15 protein-coding genes are annotated in these 17,479 nt (G+C 70.1%); 9 read left to right on the forward strand and 6 right to left on the reverse strand.

The window, feature by feature from the left end:
- Positions 1–90 precede the first annotated feature (90 nt).
- On the forward strand, positions 91–498 hold the full coding sequence (locus AB0J06_RS05435) for a PepSY domain-containing protein (protein ID WP_357424903.1): 408 nt from the start codon (positions 91–93) through the stop codon (positions 496–498).
- 245 nt (positions 499–743) lie between these two features.
- On the opposite strand, the gene AB0J06_RS05440 is transcribed toward AB0J06_RS05435, so the two are convergent.
- Entirely contained in the window at positions 744–1,202 is a 459-nt protein-coding gene (locus tag AB0J06_RS05440; RefSeq protein ID WP_357424905.1) for a DoxX family protein, read from the reverse strand.
- Positions 1,203–1,619: 417 nt separating this feature from the next.
- Between AB0J06_RS05440 and AB0J06_RS05445 the strand changes: the two genes are divergently transcribed.
- Positions 1,620–3,287 carry a VanW family protein gene (locus AB0J06_RS05445; protein WP_357424907.1) on the forward strand — a complete coding sequence of 556 codons (1,668 nt, stop codon included), beginning with the start codon at positions 1,620–1,622 and terminating at the stop codon, positions 3,285–3,287.
- Between the two features lie 222 nt (positions 3,288–3,509).
- Here AB0J06_RS05445 and AB0J06_RS05450 read toward each other — a convergent pair whose 3' ends face one another.
- The 5 genes from AB0J06_RS05450 to AB0J06_RS05470 form a co-directional block, all read right to left on the reverse strand.
- Positions 3,510–4,001 carry a GNAT family N-acetyltransferase gene (locus tag AB0J06_RS05450; RefSeq protein WP_357424909.1) on the reverse strand — a complete coding sequence of 164 codons (492 nt, stop codon included), beginning with the start codon at positions 3,999–4,001 and terminating at the stop codon, positions 3,510–3,512.
- A gap of 288 nt (positions 4,002–4,289) precedes the next feature.
- Positions 4,290–4,994: a GAP family protein gene (locus AB0J06_RS05455; RefSeq protein WP_357424911.1), complete on the reverse strand. Its 705-nt coding sequence runs from the start codon at positions 4,992–4,994 to the stop codon at positions 4,290–4,292.
- A 542-nt stretch (positions 4,995–5,536) separates the two neighbouring features.
- A complete protein-coding gene (locus AB0J06_RS05460) occupies positions 5,537–6,337 on the reverse strand; it encodes an ABC transporter ATP-binding protein (RefSeq protein WP_357425069.1) in 801 nt (266 codons plus the stop codon).
- A 65-nt stretch (positions 6,338–6,402) separates the two neighbouring features.
- Entirely contained in the window at positions 6,403–7,428 is a 1,026-nt protein-coding gene (locus AB0J06_RS05465; RefSeq protein WP_357424913.1) for an iron chelate uptake ABC transporter family permease subunit, read from the reverse strand.
- Entirely contained in the window at positions 7,425–8,375 is a 951-nt protein-coding gene (locus AB0J06_RS05470) for an iron chelate uptake ABC transporter family permease subunit (RefSeq protein ID WP_357425071.1), read from the reverse strand. The genes AB0J06_RS05465 and AB0J06_RS05470 overlap by 4 nt, the downstream gene beginning before the upstream one ends.
- Positions 8,376–8,596: 221 nt before the next feature.
- Here AB0J06_RS05470 and AB0J06_RS05475 point away from each other — a divergent pair, with 221 nt between their 5' ends.
- The 7 genes from AB0J06_RS05475 (at position 8,597) to AB0J06_RS05505 (ending at position 17,355) form a co-directional block, all read left to right on the forward strand.
- On the forward strand, positions 8,597–9,631 hold the full coding sequence (locus AB0J06_RS05475; protein WP_357424915.1) for an ABC transporter substrate-binding protein: 1,035 nt from the start codon (positions 8,597–8,599) through the stop codon (positions 9,629–9,631).
- Between the two features lie 4 nt (positions 9,632–9,635).
- The gene (locus AB0J06_RS05480) at positions 9,636–10,493 is read left to right on the forward strand and encodes a siderophore-interacting protein (RefSeq protein WP_357424918.1); all 858 of its coding nucleotides are present in this window, start codon (positions 9,636–9,638) and stop codon (positions 10,491–10,493) included.
- A 97-nt stretch (positions 10,494–10,590) separates the two neighbouring features.
- Complete coding sequence (locus tag AB0J06_RS05485) at positions 10,591–12,141, forward strand: aspartate aminotransferase family protein (RefSeq protein WP_357424920.1); 1,551 nt, start codon at positions 10,591–10,593, stop codon at positions 12,139–12,141.
- A gap of 45 nt (positions 12,142–12,186) precedes the next feature.
- Positions 12,187–13,485: a lysine N(6)-hydroxylase/L-ornithine N(5)-oxygenase family protein gene (locus tag AB0J06_RS05490; RefSeq protein WP_357424922.1), complete on the forward strand. Its 1,299-nt coding sequence runs from the start codon at positions 12,187–12,189 to the stop codon at positions 13,483–13,485.
- Entirely contained in the window at positions 13,482–14,057 is a 576-nt protein-coding gene (locus tag AB0J06_RS05495) for a GNAT family N-acetyltransferase (RefSeq protein ID WP_357424924.1), read from the forward strand. Before AB0J06_RS05490 ends, AB0J06_RS05495 begins: the two co-directional genes overlap by 4 nt.
- On the forward strand, positions 14,054–15,865 hold the full coding sequence (locus AB0J06_RS05500; protein ID WP_357424926.1) for an IucA/IucC family siderophore biosynthesis protein: 1,812 nt from the start codon (positions 14,054–14,056) through the stop codon (positions 15,863–15,865). The genes AB0J06_RS05495 and AB0J06_RS05500 overlap by 4 nt, the downstream gene beginning before the upstream one ends.
- A complete protein-coding gene (locus AB0J06_RS05505; protein ID WP_357424928.1) occupies positions 15,862–17,355 on the forward strand; it encodes an MFS transporter in 1,494 nt (497 codons plus the stop codon). The genes AB0J06_RS05500 and AB0J06_RS05505 overlap by 4 nt, the downstream gene beginning before the upstream one ends.
- Positions 17,356–17,479: the final 124 nt, after the last annotated feature.

Below are 17,479 nucleotides of genomic sequence, written 5' to 3' on the forward strand. Positions count from 1 at the left end.
TAGCCGCAACGGGCACGGCGAGTTGCGGTCGAGGGAGGCACCACCACGTACAGCCAGGTGGGGCATCGAGCATCGACGATGGGAGCACCAATGCGTAGGACATTTCTGGCAGCGATCACCGTAGCCGGCGTAGCTGTTCCGCTGGTCACCGGAACAGCACTGGCAATGGCGGACGATGACCGGGAGCGCAGGACCCGCACCCAGGCGGCCGCACCGCGGGGCGCAGCCGGCGCATTCGAGATCGAGATCGATCCTGAACTCGACGCCCGCTTCGGTCCACGCCCGGTCAACGCCGTCAAGGCCGCCGCGATCGTCACCCGGCAGTTCGCCGGCGCGCGCGTGACCGAGGCGGAGTTGGACGAACGAGACGGCGGGCCCATCTGGGAGGTGAAGTTCCTGCTCGGCGGTGGCGAACGCGAGGTCGATGTTGACGCCGTCACCGGATCGATCCTCGACGGCGGCGGGGACGACGACGGATTCGACGATGACGACGACTGACGACGGGACTCCGCCCCTGGGCCCGTTGGACAAGCTGGTGATGAGTTCGCGGCACAGTCAGCGCAGCAGCGCACACCCCGTACCACCATGAGCCCACCATCGCGACCGGCCGGCTCGGCCGGTCGTGTCGGTCTGCTGTCCGTACATCGAGCGGCGCCTGCTCCCACGCATCGGCCTGCCATCGACGCCCTGTCGGGCGCGACGGCAGGCCGATGCGTGGGATATCCGACCCGTGATCCGGGGGGTCAGGCAGCAGCCGCGCCGACCTCGGGCCGGCCGGACCGGCGAGACCGGCGGAGCCGGCTGCCGAGTACGTGGTCCACACCGAACCGGCCGGCGCCGGTGGCGGCGAGCAGCAACGCACCGACGCCCAGGGCGAGCACCAGCTCGAAGCCGCCATCGGTGACGAACACGCCCTTCGTCGCGTGAACGAAGAGGAAGGCGCCAGCCATGTTTACGGCGAGCAACAGCCCGGCCACCGGCACGGCGGCACCGAGGATCAGGGCGGCGCCACCGATGAGCTCGACCGTGGCGGCAAAGAAGGCCGCGGCGGAGGGCATCGGGACGCCCATGTTCTCGAACGCGCTGGCTGTGCCCTCGTGACCGAAAGTCGCCCACTTCTGCCAACCGTGGGCGACGAACACGATGCCCAGACCGAGACGGGCAATGAGCAGCGCAAGGTCACGCAACAGGGGGTTGGTCATGAGATGTCACTCCTGCGACTAGTTGAGCGTTCAACGGCCCGGTAACCGTACGCTGATGTTGAGCCTTCAACAAACTCGGTGCGCGCCGCGCGCGCGATGTGCGACCCGACCCGGTGCGAGCGACCCGGATACCCTTGCCGCGGCGATCACCGCCGCTGGCTATCCCGTCCGACTGGAGCAGCGATGACCACCCCCACCCCGCCCGAGTCTGGCCGTGCGTTCGACTCCTCGTCGTCCACGGTCCAGTTCCCCGTCGTCCCGTCCGTGGACTCCGCACCGGGCATGGAACCGCAGCATCCTCAGTCGCCGGTCAACGTTGGGTCGCCGGGCGCGGGTGTGGGCGACGCTGCCGCGTCCGACGCAGCCACCCCTGATGGCGGCCCGCCATCATCGAGCCGGGGTCCGAAGCGGCGCCGCATGATCGTCGCGGCCGTGATCGCGGCGGCCCTCGTCTCGTCGGCCGGTGGGGTGGCGGCCTACGCGTACGCCGGGGACGTGCCGCCCGGCACCACGGCGCTCGGGGTCGAACTCGGCGGTAAGACGAGGGCCGAGGCCGCCGAGGCGCTGCGCAGCGAGGTCGCGCGGCGGTCGGACGCGCTCGGTCGACCGGTCACGGTCACGGTCGGTGACAGGACCGGTCAGATCACGCCGGCAAGCGTCGGGCTGGGCGTCGACGTCGAGGCCACGGTCGCGGCCTCGACACGGCGCCCCGGAAACCCGCTGCGGGCGATCTTCGGATCCCGCACCGTGGAGCCCGTCGTGACCGTCGACGCCGCGCGGCTGGACGCCGAGCTGCGCAAGATGGCGGGCAAGGTCGGCGAGCAGATGACGATGCCGGCGGTCGTGTTCGAGGGCACCACGCCGAAGCCGGTCTACCCGCGGCCGGGCAAGGGGCTGGAATCAGAGCGCTCGGCCCAAGCGCTGCGCGACGGATGGTTGAAGGGGCAGCACATCGCCATTCCGCTGGTCGATGTGCATCCCACGACCACTGCCGAGGAGGTCGACCGGCTCGTCGCCGAGCTCGCGAAGCCTGCAGTGTCCGCCGCGGTGACCGTCACGACCGATCGCGGGCAGTTGACCATTCCGCCGGCCGCGACGGCGAAGAGTCTCGTGCTGGGCGCCGACAAGAGCGGCAGGATCGATCCACGAATCGATGAGAAGGCGCTGCGGGCTGCGATTGCCGGCGAGTTGGCGAAGATCGAGGTCAAGCCCAAGGACGCGACCGTATCGATCGAGGGCGGTAAGCCGCGGGTCACGCCGAGCGTGGCCGGTCAGCAGGTGGATCTGGCGGCCGTCTCCGGCGAGCTGCTGGCGGTGCTGCCCAAGAGCGATGGACGCCAGGTGACCGGCGTCCTCAAGGAGAAGCAGCCCGCGACCACCACGGAGGAGGTCGCGAAGCTGGGCATCAAGGAGCGGGTCTCCACCTTCACCACCCACTTCTCCGGTGGGCTTTCCGATCCGCGCAGCCACAACATCGTGACGGCGGCGAAAACGGTGGACGGTGCGCTGGTCAAGCCCGGCAAGGTGTTCTCCCTCAACGGCTATACGGGACCACGCGGGTACGCCGAGGGATACAAGGACGCCGCCGTCATCCTCGACGGCAAGCTCGTGCCCGGCGTCGGCGGCGGGATCTCGCAGTTCACCACCACGCTGTTCAACGCCACGTACTACGCCGGCCTCGAGGACGTCCAGCACACGCCGCACTCGTACTGGTTCAGCCGCTATCCCTCGGTAATCGAGTCGACGATTTTCTATCCGACGTTGGACTTCAAGTTCCGCAACGACACCCCGCACGGGGTGGTCATCGACACGTCGTTCACGGCGAGTTCGATCACGGTGTCGATCTGGAGCACCAAGGTGTACGACAGCGTGACGACCCAGTGGAGCCCGAAGCGGGACACCACCACGCCGAAGACGGTCTTCCTCGACCCCGGCCCGTCGTGCATCGCCACCGACGGCATCAACGGCTTCACCCAGGACGCGTGGCGCATCTTCCGGCAGGGCGGCAAGGAGATCAGACGGGAGAAGTTCACGTGGCGGTACGACGCGGAGCCGCGCTACCGCTGCGCGAAGCAGCCGGCGTGACATCGCGTTGTCGCCACTGTTCATGGCCGCCCGTCGCGTGAGCCCACCGACGGGCGGTGACGTGATGGCCGGTACGGAATGCGGCGCAACCCGAACCGGCTGCTCGGTGGTTAGCCGGTGGGCGCCTGCGATCGCGGGGGAAGCGTGTTCCGGGACCAGGCCGGGGTGTAGCCCCCATTCGCTCAGACCAACCGGCGGTCGCACAGCAGCAGCGGCGGGAGGCTAGGCGACGTCCGTCAGTTCGCGGACGTGCCGTAGCCCAGGACGCCCGTCGAGCAGCACCTCGCCGACCGGGGCGAATCCGGTGCCCCGGAGCACCGCGAGCGAGCCGGCGTTTTCCAGCGTGGCCGACGCGATCAGGCGGCGCAGCCCGTACTCGTCGCGCGCCAGCTCGCAGGTGCGCCGGACGCCGTCCTTCGCCACGCCCCGCCCGGACGCCCGTTCGGCCACGCGGAAGCCCAGCTCGGCTCCACCGTCGGTCACGTCGACCAGGTTGAACCGGGCCAGCACGGTGCCCTCGTCGTCGACCAGGACGTGGAAGTGGTGCCGACTGGCGGCCTGTTCGGCGAGCAGTTCCGCATGGCGCGCGGCGAACCCGGCGAAGTAGTCGTCGCCCCGGTCGGGCACGGACCGCGCGAAGTACGCCCGGTTGTCCCGCTCGAAGCGGAGCAGCGCGGCGGCGTGATGGGCGTCGAGCCGCTGGAGTTCGGTCACGGCGTGACGGTAGCAACTCGGGGTGAGCGCTCGCCGACGAAGCGGCGCGCGAGGCGGTGGCGGCAGAAATGCTCTGCGGCCTGCCACTGATCGCAGCATGTGCTGGACCACGAGCGCATACCAGCAGAACTCCTCGGTTCCCGTACACAGTGGAAGCCGGCATTTTCCAACGCGTGCCGTGATGGGACGTCGGTGCCGCAGTCGCCGATCACGACGCCGTTGAGCGTGGCGAGCCAGGCGTCTACGCCATGAGCGACGCCGCCGAGACCTACGTTGCCAACGGAAATCTCAGCGCTTGCCGAGAAGCGCCATGAGCTGGTCGAAAAACCGTGTGTTGACCAGGAGCACGACGCCCGCGATGGCGAGAAGCCAGGCGGTGTCCTCGCGTTCGTTACGCCGGATCCAGTCGTTGACCCTGTCCAACATCGGCGTCAGAGCCTCGCCCAACAACATCCGTCCCAGCGTGACGATGCCGGCGGGGGCGACCATGACCAGGCAGTACAGCGCGAGTATGAGAACGCGGGTGATCCAGGGATGGTTGGTTCGGCCCAGGGTGTCGATCGCCATGAGGTACGGGAACATCGTCGCGATCTCCAAGGTCACCGCGATCGCCGCCACCATGACGACGCCACGAAGCGTCGCCGATTCGCCGACGGCCGCCTCGCGCCAGCGGTTCAACCGCCCCTCGGCACCGCTGTTCTTCCTGAGGAGGCCGTACCAGGCGGCGAACAGGATGAGGGCGATGCCGACGGCTGCCACGGCGATGTCGCCGGCCCGTGACTCCAGCGCCGAGCGAACCTCCTGTCTGGAGACGGAGAGGCCGCCCATAAGTGCGATTCCCAGGAGCAGGTATCCGGCGCCGACGAGCAGCAGGTAGAGGTAGACGTTCGCGAACCGCAGCCCTCGCGGCGCCAGGAGGAACCAGAGCGGGATCGCGAGCGTGGACACGCTGACCGTGTCGAGGAGAGCGAGAGGAAGCACTTGGCCGAGCACGTGCAGAAAATCCTCAACAGCGATCGTCGGAGCAAGGGGCCATCACGCCGGCACTGGGCTCACATTAACCGTCAATCTGGCAAGCGGCTGCCCCGCTAACGCAGGTCGCGCATGAGCGCCATTCATCGGCTCATGACCGGCCTGCTTCCAGGAGGTCAGTCGATGACGCCGGGAACCGACGCTATGATCGCGATTCTTTCATCGCAGGGCGACACGATGGTGCGGCGTGGCGGCGGGACAGCCCTCACCCGCACACCCACCCGGGCCGTGCGATGCACCACCCGAGCATCATCCGGATCCCGACGCCGAGGCATAGACCAACCCACCACGTCGGTACGACAGACCCGGCCAACGTTAGTGGCCAAAGCAGGAGCTGGCAGCCGCGATCAGGTCTTCGTCCCCGACCTTGCAGAGGGAATTCGGTGGTGGACTCCGCGGGAGGTGAACGACGCCGATCCGGAGAGCCTCGATCTCATATGCACCGCATGATCGCCAAACTCGGCGCAGTGTGATCGAGCGGACCTACACGACCCGAAAGCGTTTCAGGCCAACTCCATTGCGGCGGTGGAAGGCGTCGCGTCGGCGCGGCGGCGGGCGGCGGGGATGACCATGGGTGTGCCGCTCTCCGGATCGTCGATCACCCGGCAGGGAAGTCCGAAGACCTGCTCCACCAGGTCTGCGGTCACGATGTCCCGAGGGTTTCCGGCCGCCATCACCCGGCCCTCCCGCATCGCGATCAGGTGCGTGGCGTAGCGGGCGGCGTGGTTGAGGTCGTGGAGTACGACCACCAGCGTTCGGCCCTGCTCCTCGTGCAGGTGGGCGCAGAGGTCGAGGATCTCGATCTGGTGGGCGATGTCGAGGTACGTCGTCGGCTCGTCCAGCATCAGCAGCGGGGTCTGCTGGGCCAGCGCCATCGCGATCCACACCCGTTGCCGCTGACCGCCCGACAACTCGTCGACGGGGCGGTCGGCGAGGTCGGCGACCCCGGTGGCCGCCATCGACTCCTCCACCACCCGTTCGTCGTCGCGCGACCATTGCCGCAGCAGTCCCTGGTGCGGGTAACGTCCGCGCGCGACGAGTTCGGCGACGCTGATGCCGTCGGGTGCGATGGAGGACTGCGGCAGCAGGCCCAGGGTGCGGGCGACCTTGCGGGCGGGCAGGGTGTGGATGTCCTCCCCGTCCAGCAGCACCGCTCCGGCGGTCGGCTTCAGCATGCGGGACAGGGCACGCAGCAGGGTGGACTTGCCGCAGGCGTTGGGTCCGATGATCACGGTGAACGACCGGTCGGGGATGGCGACGGTCAACTCCTCGGCGATGATGCGTCGCTCGTAGGCGAGCCGCATCCCGCTGCCGCTGATCCGTGGGGTCCCGGGCTGCATGCTCCGTACTCCGTTCTGGTTCGTGGTGGTCATATGCGGCCGGCCTTCCGCTCGGTGGCGAGCAGCCACACCAGGTAGGCGCCGCCGAGCGCGCCGGTGACCACGCCGACCGGCAGTTGGTGCGCGGTGAACGCCCGTTGTGCCGCGAAGTCGGCGGCGACCAGCAGAAGCGCGCCCACACACATCGACGGCAGCAGGTTCGGCCCGGGGGTGCGGGTCAGCCGCTTCGCCACATGCGGCGCGGTGAGCGCCACGAACGACACGGGCCCGGCGGCGGCCGCGGCCAAGGAGACGAGCAGCACCGCCGCGCCGAGCAGGACCAGACGCAGGCGCTCGACGCGTACGCCCAGCGCGTTGGCGGTGTCGTCGCCCATCTCGATCATCCGCACCGCCGGTCCGCAGGCGAGGAGCACCGGCACCAGCACCGCCATCGCGATGAGCAGCGGCATGGCGTTCACCCAGCCCCGCCCGTCCAGGCTGCCGGTGAGCCAGAGCACGGCGCGGGCCGCCTGCATGAGCGGGGCCCGGGTCAACAGGTAGCCGTTGACGCCGGTGAGGATGGCCGCGACGCCGATGCCCACCAGAACCAGGCGGTAGCCGTGTACCCCCTCCCGCCAGGCGATGGCGTAGATCAGCAGGCCGGTGGCGAGGCCGCCGGCGAGCGCCGCGCCGGCGAGCGCCGCGCTGCTGCCGCCGACCACGACCACGACGAGCGCGCCGGTCGCCGCGCCCTGGGTGAAGCCGAGCACGTCCGGGCTGCCCAGTGGGTTGCGGACCAGGGACTGGAAGACCGTGCCGGCGAGCGCCAGCGCGGCGCCGACCAGCAGGGCGGTCACCAGTCGGGGCAGCCGTAGCTCGCCGATGATGAAGTCCTCCGCCGGGGAGCCCCGACCGGCGAGGGTCCGGAGCACGTCGGCGGAGCTCATCGGATAGTCGCCGCTGCCGATGGCGAACACGCTCAGTACGACCGCCAGCAGCGCGGCTCCGGCGCCGACGGCGAGCGCGCGGGGGTGGAAGCGGACGGACCACCCGTTCGGGATACGGAGCACGATCACGGTCGGGCCACCCTGCCTCGGATCACCACGTAGAGGAAGAGGGGCCCACCCAGCACCGCGGTGATCAGCCCCACCTGGAGCTCGCCGGGACGGCCCAGCACTCGCCCCAGCACGTCGGCGGCGAGTAGCAGCACGGGCGCGAGCACCGCGCAGTAGGGCAGTAGCCAGCGCAGGTCCGGCCCGGTCAGGGCGCGTACGAGATGGGGCACGATCAGGCCGACGAAGACGATCGGGCCGCACGCCGCGGTTGCCGCGCCGCAGAGCAGCGTGACCGCCACGATCACGGCTCCCCGGATCAGGGCGGGTCGCGCGCCCAGTGCCCGCGCCGCGTCGTCGCCGAGCGCCAGCGCGTTGAGCGGACGCGCCGCCGCCAGGGCGATCAACAGGCCGGTAACGATGAACGGCAGCACCTTGACCACCGTGGTCGATTCGGCGCTGGCCAGCGAACCGACCGTCCAGAACCGCAGCCGGTCCAGGGAGGCGGCGTCCAGCAGCATCACCGCGCTGACGTAGGAGTAGAGGGTGGCGTTGAGCGCCGCCCCGGCCAGCGCCAGCCGGGCCGGGGTCGCGCCGCGCCCGCCGCCCACCGCGTAGACCAGCGCGGTGACGGTCGCGGCCCCGAGCAGGGCGAACCACACGTAACCATCGAATGTGGAGACGCCCAGAAAGGCCGCCGCCGAGGCGACCGCCGCCGAAGCGCCGGCGTTGATCCCCAGCAGTCCGGGATCGGCCAGTGGATTGCGGGTCAGCGCCTGCATCACGGCGCCGGCCAGGCCCAGCGCCGCGCCGACGAGCAGGCCGAGCAGGGTACGGGGCAGCCGCATCCGGTGCACCACGGCGTATTCGGCGGAGTCGCTGTGCAGCAGTCCGTGCCACACCTCGGCCAACGGAAGCTGCTTCGCACCCACCGCGATGCTGAACACCAGCACGACGATCAGCAGCAGCAGGGACGCGGCCAGCCCGGCGAGCCGAGCCGCATTTCGGCGGCCCGGGCGTGGCGACGGCGGAGCCTCCGCTGGGTTACCGGCCCGTAGTAACTGTGTACCGGACAGTGTGGACTCCCGGGTGATGAGAATCGGCGAACGTCTGTTGACAAGTTCTTAGGTTAGGTTAACCTAACGGCGCTGTCACGGTCATTGCGACCGCCCTCTGATCGAAAGTCGTCGCCATGTCGCATTCCGTATCCGCTCATCGCCTGACCCGTCGCGGCCTGTTCGCGGCCGGCGGGGCCGCCACCGTCGCGGCCCTGCTCGCTGCCTGCGGCGGGAACGGCGACTCCACGTCCCCGTCGACCGCCGGCGGCAGTGCCGGCCCCTGGTCCTTCACCGACGACCGGAACGAGAAGGCCACCGCGGACGCGACCCCCGGCCGGATCGTGGCGTTCACCGGCGCGGCGGCGGCCCTGGTCGATTTCGGGCTGGACAAGCAGATCGTCGGCGTCTTCGGTGAGACCACCCGGGCCGACGGTACGGCCGATCCGCAGGCCGGCGACCTCGACGTCAAGGCCGTGTCGGTCCTCGGCAACGTCTGGGGCGAGTTCAGCATCGAGAAGTACGCGGGGCTGCGGCCCCAACTCCTGGTCACCCACACCTACGACCCCGGCGCCCTCTGGTACGTGCCGGACGAGAGCAAGGACAAGATCCTCCCGTTGGCCCCCAGCGTCGCCATCACCACCGCCCGGGTGCCGATGACCAAGCCGATCGAGCGGTACGCCGCGCTTGCCAAGTCGCTCGGCGCCGATCTCAACGCCAAGAAGGTCGCCGATGCCAAGGCGCGGTTCGAGGCCGCTGCCGAGGCGGTGCGACAGGCAGTGAAGGCGAATCCCGGGATCAAGGTGCTGGCCGCCTCCGGTAGCCCGGACACCTTCTACGTGTCGAACCCGAAGGTCAGCACGGACCTGATGTACTTCGCCGAGCTCGGGGTCGACATCGTCGTCCCGACCAAGCTCGAATCCGGCGACTACTTCGAGAGTCTCAGCTGGGAGAACGCCGGCAAGTTCCCCGCCGACCTGATCCTGCTCGACAACCGCAGCACGGCACTGCAGCCGAAGGATCTCACCGGCAAGCCCACCTGGCAGCAGCTCCCCGCCGTCAAGGCCGGTCAGGTCACTCCGTGGGACGCCGTACCCCGCTTCTCGTACGCCGGCTCCGCACCGCTGCTGGAAAACCTGGCCAAGGCGATCCAGGGCGCGAAGAAGGTCTGACACGATGACGACGAGGACTCCCGACCCGGTTGCCGTCCAGTTCCGTTTCTACGAGGCACACGTCGTACGCAGTCGCCGTCTCACCCCTTCGATGGTCCGGGTCACCTTCGGCGGCGAGCAGTTGGCGACGTTCGCCGGCGGAGGCCGGGACCAGAGCCTCTCCCTGTTCCTGCCGCACCCCGGGCAGAGCGCGCCGGTGGTGCCCATCCACTCCGGGGAGGACTGGTTCTCCGAGTGGCGGGCCATCGACCCGGGGGAGCGCGCCGTCATGCGCTCGTACACCGTTCGCGAGCAGCGCCGGGCCCAGGCGGAAGTGGACATCGACTTCGCGCTGCACGGTGACACCGGCCCGGCCTCCCGGTGGGCCGGTCGGGTTCGGCCGGGGGACCGTGTGGTCATGCTCGGCCCGGCGGTCGAGGACAACCGGGGTGTCTGCTTCCGCCCGCCGCCCGGCACGGACCACGTGCTGATGGCGGCGGACGAGACCGCCCTGCCCGCCGTCGGTGCGATCCTGGCCTGGCTGCCGGCCGGCATGCGGGCCCGGGTCTGGATCGAGGTGCCGGACGTGGCGGACATCCAGGATCTGCCCAGCGCGGCGACCGCCGAGGTCAGGTGGCTCGTCCGTGGTACGACCCCGCCGGGTAGCGGTCTTCTGGTGGAGGCGGTCCGGGGGGCCCGGATGCCCGCCGGTACGCCGTACGCCTGGATCGCGGGGGAGTCGGCGAGCGTGCGGACCCTGCGTCGGCACCTCGTCGCCGAGCGGGGTCTCCACCGCCGGCAGGTGACCTTCGCCGGCTACTGGCGCCTGGGCGCCTCAAACGACGATCTCCAGGCAGAGGCACTCTCCGCCGCAGCGGTCTGACCGCCCCCGCCGGACGGCGGAACCACGCACCGATGCTCCACGGCCCGGCTCCTGCCGTCCACAACCACTGTCCACTAGAGACTGTCGAGGACTCTGCATGAACCTTTCGGGACATCCGACCGACACCGTGCCGGCGATGGAGACGCTACGGTCGGCCGCCCGCGCCCACCTGTTCAACAACGGCTCCGTGGAGCACTACCGGCGGGTGCTGGCCGACGGGATCGACCGGGTCGCGACGCGGGTCGCGGGCACGGACGCGCCGTTCACCGGGGTGTCCCCGGAAGAGTTGGCGCCGAAGGTCTCCGGGATCGACCTGGACCGACCACTGGGCGACTCCGGTGCCGCCCTCGATGAACTCCAGGATGTCTACCTGCGCGACGCCGTCTGGTTCCACCACCCCCGCTATCTGGCGCACCTCAACTGCCCGGTAGTCATCCCGGCCCTGCTCGGCGAGGCGGTGCTCAGCGCCGTCAACTCGTCCCTGGACACCTGGGACCAGAGCGCCGGAGGGACGCTGATCGAGCGCCGCCTGATCGACTGGACCGCGGCGCGCATCGGCCTGGGGCCGGCCGCCGACGGTGTGTTCACCAGTGGCGGGACGCAGTCCAACCTGCAGGCCATGCTGCTCGCCCGGGAGGAGGCGCTGACCCGTATGGCCGAAAGCGCCGGGATGCCGTCGGACCGGCACGAGCTACTGCCCCGGCTGCGCATCCTCGCCTCCGCGGCGGGCCACTTCAGCGTCCAGAAATCCGCCAAACTCCTCGGTCTCGGCGCGGACGCGGTGGTCACAGTGGAGACCGACGCGGACCGGCGGATGCGACCCGAGGCGTTGGCCGGGGAACTCGAGCGCTGCCGCCACGCCGGTCAGGTCGTCATGGCCGTCGTCGCCACGGCCGGCACCACCGACTTCGGTTCGATCGATCCGTTGTCGTCCATCGCCGCGCTGTGCGCGTCCGCCGGCGTGTGGCTGCACGTCGACGCCGCGTACGGCTGCGGCCTGCTGGTGTCGCCGACCCGGCGGCACCTGCTCGACGGGATCGAGCGCGCCGACTCGGTGACCGTCGACTACCACAAGTCGTTCTTCCAGCCGGTGAGCTCCAGCGCGCTGCTGGTGCGGGACGGGCGGGTCCTTCGGCACGCCACGTACCACGCCGACTACCTCAACCCGGCCAGGATGGTCGAGCGACGCATCCCCAACCAGGTCGACAAGAGCATGCAGACGACCCGCCGCTTCGACGCCCTGAAGCTCTGGCTGACCCTGCGGATCATGGGGCCGGACGCCATCGGCGCACTCTTCGACGAGGTGGTGGACCGGGCGGCCGACGCGTGGCGGATCCTGGCCGACGATCCCCGCTTCGAGGTGGTGACCCGGTCCCAGCTGAGCACCGTGGTCTTCCGCTACCTGCCGGTCGACCCGGCCCGGGAGTTGGCCGACGAGGCGAACCTGTTCGCCCGTGAGGCGCTGGCCGCCTCCGGCGCGGCAGTCGTCGCAGGGACCAGGGTGGACGGTCGCCACCATCTCAAGCTCACCCTGCTGAACCCGGAAACCACGCTCGACGACGTCCGGCAGGTCGTCGACCTTATCGCCGAACACGCCGGCTGGTACGTGCAGACCAGGACCGCCGAGCTCTCCTGCCCCGTCGGCTGACCGTCCCCGCCCACGTCTCACATGGACCCGCACCGGGAGAACCGCATGGCCACTCACGATTTCGTCGCGATCGGGCTGGGCCCGTACAACCTGGGCCTGGCCTGCCTGACCGAATCGATCGCCGAACTCGACGGCGTCTTCCTGGAGGCCCGACCGGACTTCGACTGGCATCCGGGGATGCTGCTGGAGTCGACCAGGTTGCAGACACCGTTCATCGCCGACCTGGTCACCCTCGCCGACCCGACCTCCCCGTACTCCTTCCTGAACTACCTGAAGGAGACCGGGCGGCTCTACCCGTTCTACATCCGGGAGAGCTTCTACCCATTGCGCAGCGAGTACAACAACTACTGCCGCTGGGCCGCCGCGAAGCTTTCCGGCCTGCACTTCGGGGAGGAGGTCACGACCGTCGGGTACGACCCGGCCGAGGACGTTTACACCGTCCAGGCGACCGTGGCCGCCACCGGTGAGCGGGTCACGTACCGCGCCCGGCACCTGGTGCTCGGCACCGGTACCCCGCCGAACGTCCCCGCCGCGTGCCAGGGCCTCGGCGGCGACGTCATCCACAACTCGGGTTACCTGCAGAACCGCGACGCTCTGCGGGCGAAGCGGAGCATCACCGTGGTCGGTAGCGGTCAGAGTGCGGCCGAGATCTACCACGACCTGCTCTCCGACATCGACGCGAACGGCTACCAGCTCAACTGGGTGACCCGGTCGCCCCGCTTCTTCCCGCTGGAATACACCAAGCTCACCCTGGAGATGACCTCCCCGGACTACGTGGACTACTTCCACGCCCTGCCCGAGCCCACCCGCTACCGGCTCGAGGCGGAGCAGAAGGGCCTGTTCAAGGGGATCAACGCCGATCTGATCAATGAGATCTTCGACCTGCTCTACGCCCGCAGCATCGACGGGCCGGTGCGCAGTCGGCTGATGACCAACACCGAACTGACCTCGGCCACGTACGACGAATCGACCGGCACCTACACGCTCGGCCTACGCCACGTGGAGCAGGAACGCGACTTCACGCTGGACACCGAGGGCCTGGTCCTGGCGACCGGCTACAGCTACCGGACCCCGGACTTCCTCGAACCGGTGCGGGACCGGATCCGCTGGGACGACCACGGCCGCTTCGACGTCGCCCGCAACTACAGCATCGACCACACCGGCCGCAGAGTCTTCCTGCAGAACGCCGGCACCCACACGCACAGCATCACCTCACCCGACCTCGGCATGGGCGCCTACCGCAACTCCTGGATCATCCGCGAACTGCTCGGCCGTGAGCATTACCCGATCGAGAAGACCATCGCCTTCCAGGAGTTCGGCGCGGCGGCGGGGGTCGCGTCATGACCGCGGTGATCTGGACCCGGATCGACGAGCGGCTCGGCGAGTTCGCCATCCGTACCCTCGCCCCGGACGCCGACGCCGCGCTGCTGCACCACTGGGTGACCGACCCCAAGGCCGCGTTCTGGCTGATGCAGGACGCCGACGTGGCACGGGTCGCGCAGGAGTACCGCCGGATCGCCGCGGACCCGCACCACGACGCCTTCCTCGGCCTGTGGCACGGCCGGCCCGCCTTCCTGGTCGAGCGGTACGACCCCGCCCACGTCGAACTCCCCGGACTCTACGAGGCGCGCGCCGGCGATGTCGGCATGCACTTCCTCTGCGCGCCGACCGACACCCCGGTCCACGGCTTCACCCGGGCCGTCATCACCACGGTCATGGCCTGGCTCTTCGCCGACCCGGCCGTCCGGCGCGTCGTGGTCGAGCCCGACGTGCGCAACACCGCGGTGCACGCCCTCAACGCGGCCGTCGGCTTCGAACCCGTTCGCACCATCGCCAAGCCCGAGAAGGACGCGCTGCTCAGCGTCTGCACCCGCGACCAGTTCCGGGCCGCCACCAGAGGGGAAGTACCAGCGTGAACCCGCTCGCATCCGTGGACCATCTGCGGCCGGAGAACTGGGCCCGGGCCAACCGGCTGCTGGTCCGCAAGGCGCTCGCCGAGTTCGCCCACGAGCGGCTGCTCACCCCCGAGCCGACCGCCGCCGCCCCGGCCGTCGCGTCGACGGGGGAGCGGCACTACCTGGTTCGCAGCGACGACGGCGAGGTCGCGTACCGGTTCGCCGCGCGGCTGCTCGCCCTCAACCACTGGCAGATCGACACCGACAGCATCACCCGCCGCCGGGGCGACACCGAACTGCCGCTCGACGCCCTCGACTTCTGCATCGAGCTGCGCGGCGCGCTCGGTCTCACCGACCCGATCCTCCCGGTCTATCTCGAGGAGATCAGCTCCACCCTGGCCGGCACCGCCTACAAGCTCGACAAGCCCGCGGTCAACGCCGTCGACCTCGCCCGAGCTGACTACCAGACCATCGAAACCGAGATGACCGAGGGACACCCCGGCTTCGTCGCGAACAACGGGCGCATCGGCTTCGGCATCCACGAATACCATCGGTACGCCCCGGAGGCCGCCAATCCGGTACGCCTGATCTGGCTGGCCGGCCACCGCGACCACACGACATTCACCTGCGCCGCCGACGTCGACTACGACACCTTTGTCCGGGCCGAACTCGGCGACGACACGCTGGCCGCCTTCGCGGACACCCTCTCCGGTCTCGGCCTCGACCCGGCCGACTACCAGCTCATCCCCGTCCACCCCTGGCAGTGGTGGAACAAGCTGTCGGTCACCTTCGCCGGCGAGGTCGCCCAGCGTCGGCTGGTCTGTCTCGGCCCCGGACCCGACGAATACCTCGCCCAGCAGTCCATCCGTACCTTCTTCAACGTCACCGACCCGTCCCGGCACTACGTCAAGACGGCGCTCTCCGTGCTGAACATGGGCTTCATGCGCGGGCTCTCCGCCGCGTACATGGAGGCGACCCCGGCCATCAACGACTGGCTCGCCGAACTGATCGACACCGACGACGTACTCAAGCGGACCGGGCTGTCGATCCTCCGCGAGCGGGCCGCGATCGGCTACCGGCACCGGCAGTACGAGGCGGCCACCGACCGGTACTCCCCGTACCGCAAGATGCTGGCCGCGCTCTGGCGGGAGAGCCCGGTGCCCGGCCTGGCGCCGGGCCGGCGACTGGCCACCATGGCCTCCCTGCTGCACACCGACCGCGACGGCCGCTCGATCGCGGCCGCGCTGATCGCGGAGTCGGAGCTGTCGCCCGAGCTCTGGCTGCGCCGTTACCTCGACGCCTACCTCACCCCGCTGCTGCACAGCTTCTACGCCTACGACCTGGCCTTCATGCCGCACGGTGAGAACGTCATTCTCGTCCTCGACGGTGGGACGGTCGAGCGGGCGATCTTCAAGGACATCGCCGAGGAGATCGTCGTGATGGACCCGGATGCCGACCTGCCGCCGCAGGTCCAGCGGATCAGGGCCGAGGTTCCGGAGGAGATGAAGCTGCTGTCGATCTTCACCGACGTCTTCGACGGCTTCCTGCGCTACCTCAGCGCGATCCTGGTCGTCGAGGGCGTCCTCGACGAGGAGACCTTCTGGCGCACGGTCGCCGAGTGCGCGGCCGACTACGCCGAGAGCGTGCCGCAGCTGGCCGACCGGATCCGGCGCCACGACCTGTTCGCCCCGGAGTTCGCGCTCTCCTGCCTGAACCGGCTCCAGCTGCGGAACAACCAGCAGATGGTCGACCTCGCCGACCCGGCGGGAGCGCTGCAGCTCGTCGGCACCCTGGCCAATCCCATCGCCCGCTTTGCCCCGGCCCGGTGACCACCGTCGACGCTCCGATCGGCACCGCCACCGCCGGCCGGCTCCCCACCCGGTGGCTGATCCTGGGCGTGCTCTGCCTCGCCCAGGTCACCGTGGTGCTCGACAACACGGTGCTGACCGTGGCGGTGCCGGTGCTCACCACCGAACTGGCGGCCACCACCGCCGACATCCAGTGGATGATCAACGCGTACGCGCTGGTCCAGTCAGGTCTGCTGCTCACCGCGGGCAGCGCCGCCGACCGGTACGGCCGCCGCCGGCTGCTTCTCGCCGGTCTCGTCCTGTTCGGACTCGGGTCGCTGGTCGCCGGTCTCGCCCAGTCCAGCAGTCAGCTGATCGCGGCCCGCGCCGGCATGGGGGTGGGAGGTGCGCTTCTGGTCACCACCACCCTCGCCGTCGCGATGCAGATCTTCGACGCCGCCGAGCGGCCTCGGGTGATCGGCATCTGGGCGGCAGCGAGCGCGCTGGGGTTCGCGGCCGGCCCTCCCATCGGCGGGATCATCCTCGCCTACCTTCCGTGGGAAGCGATCTTCCTGGTCAACGTCCCGATCGTGCTGGTCTGCCTGGTGGCGGCCGCGATGTTGGTGCCGGAGTCCCGCCGCCCGGTCGGTGGGCGCCTCGACCTGGCCGGGGTGCTGCTCTCCACGGCAGGGCTGACCGCGATCGTCTACGCGATCATCTCCGGGCCGGACCAGGGCTGGAGTTCCCCCCGGGTACTCGGCGCGGCCGGCGGGGGATTGCTCCTGCTCGGCGCCTTCGTGGCCTGGGAGCGGCGGGTTCCCGACCCCATGCTGGACATGCACTTCTTCCGGGACCGACGCTTCGTCGGCGCGGTCTCGGGAGTCGTCCTGATCACCTTCGGCGCCACCGGCGCGCTCTTCCTGCTGACCCAGCACCTGCAGTTCGTGCGGGGGTACCCGGCCTGGGAAGCGGGTCTGCGGATGATGCCGTTCGCGCTCTCCATCGTGCTGCTCAACCTCGGCGGGGTCGCCGCGCGGATCATCCGCCGACTCGGAGTGCCGTGGGCCATCGCCGTCGGCATGGCGCTGCTCTCCGGCGGCCTCACGCTCATCACCCACGCGGGGACGGACAGCTACGCCGTGCTGCTGGCCGGACTACTCGTGATGGGTGGCGGCTGCGCCCTGGCCAACCCGGCCATCGTGGAGGCCGTGATGAGCGCGATCCCGGTGGAGAAGGCCGGCGCCGGAGCCGGCGTCGACGGCACCATGGCGGAGGTCGGCGGCAGCCTCGGCATCGCTGTCCTGGGCGCCATCCTCAACGCCCGGTTCGCCGCGTTGCTGCCCGCCGCCGTGGCCGGCGCCGGTTCGTTCCCCGCGGCGCTGGCCGGCGTCCGTACCGAGACCGACCGCGGGCTCGTCTCCGACGCCTTCCGCTCGGCGCTGGAGACCGGCCAGACGGTGGGTGCCATCGCCGTGCTGGCCGGCGGTTGCCTCGCGGCCCTGTTGCTGCGCCGGGCCGAGCGGGCTGGCTGAGCCCGACCGACGGGTGCCGGGCGTCTGCGAGGTCGGCTGCTGGCCGGAACCCTCGGGGCTCAGAACCACGCGCCGATGCCTCGGCGGACTTCCATGTCGGCCGGCCGCTGGGGTTGCACAGGCT

It is taken from the genome of Micromonospora sp. NPDC049679 (assembly GCF_040659735.1).
Lineage (GTDB): Bacteria > Actinomycetota > Actinomycetes > Mycobacteriales > Micromonosporaceae > Micromonospora_I.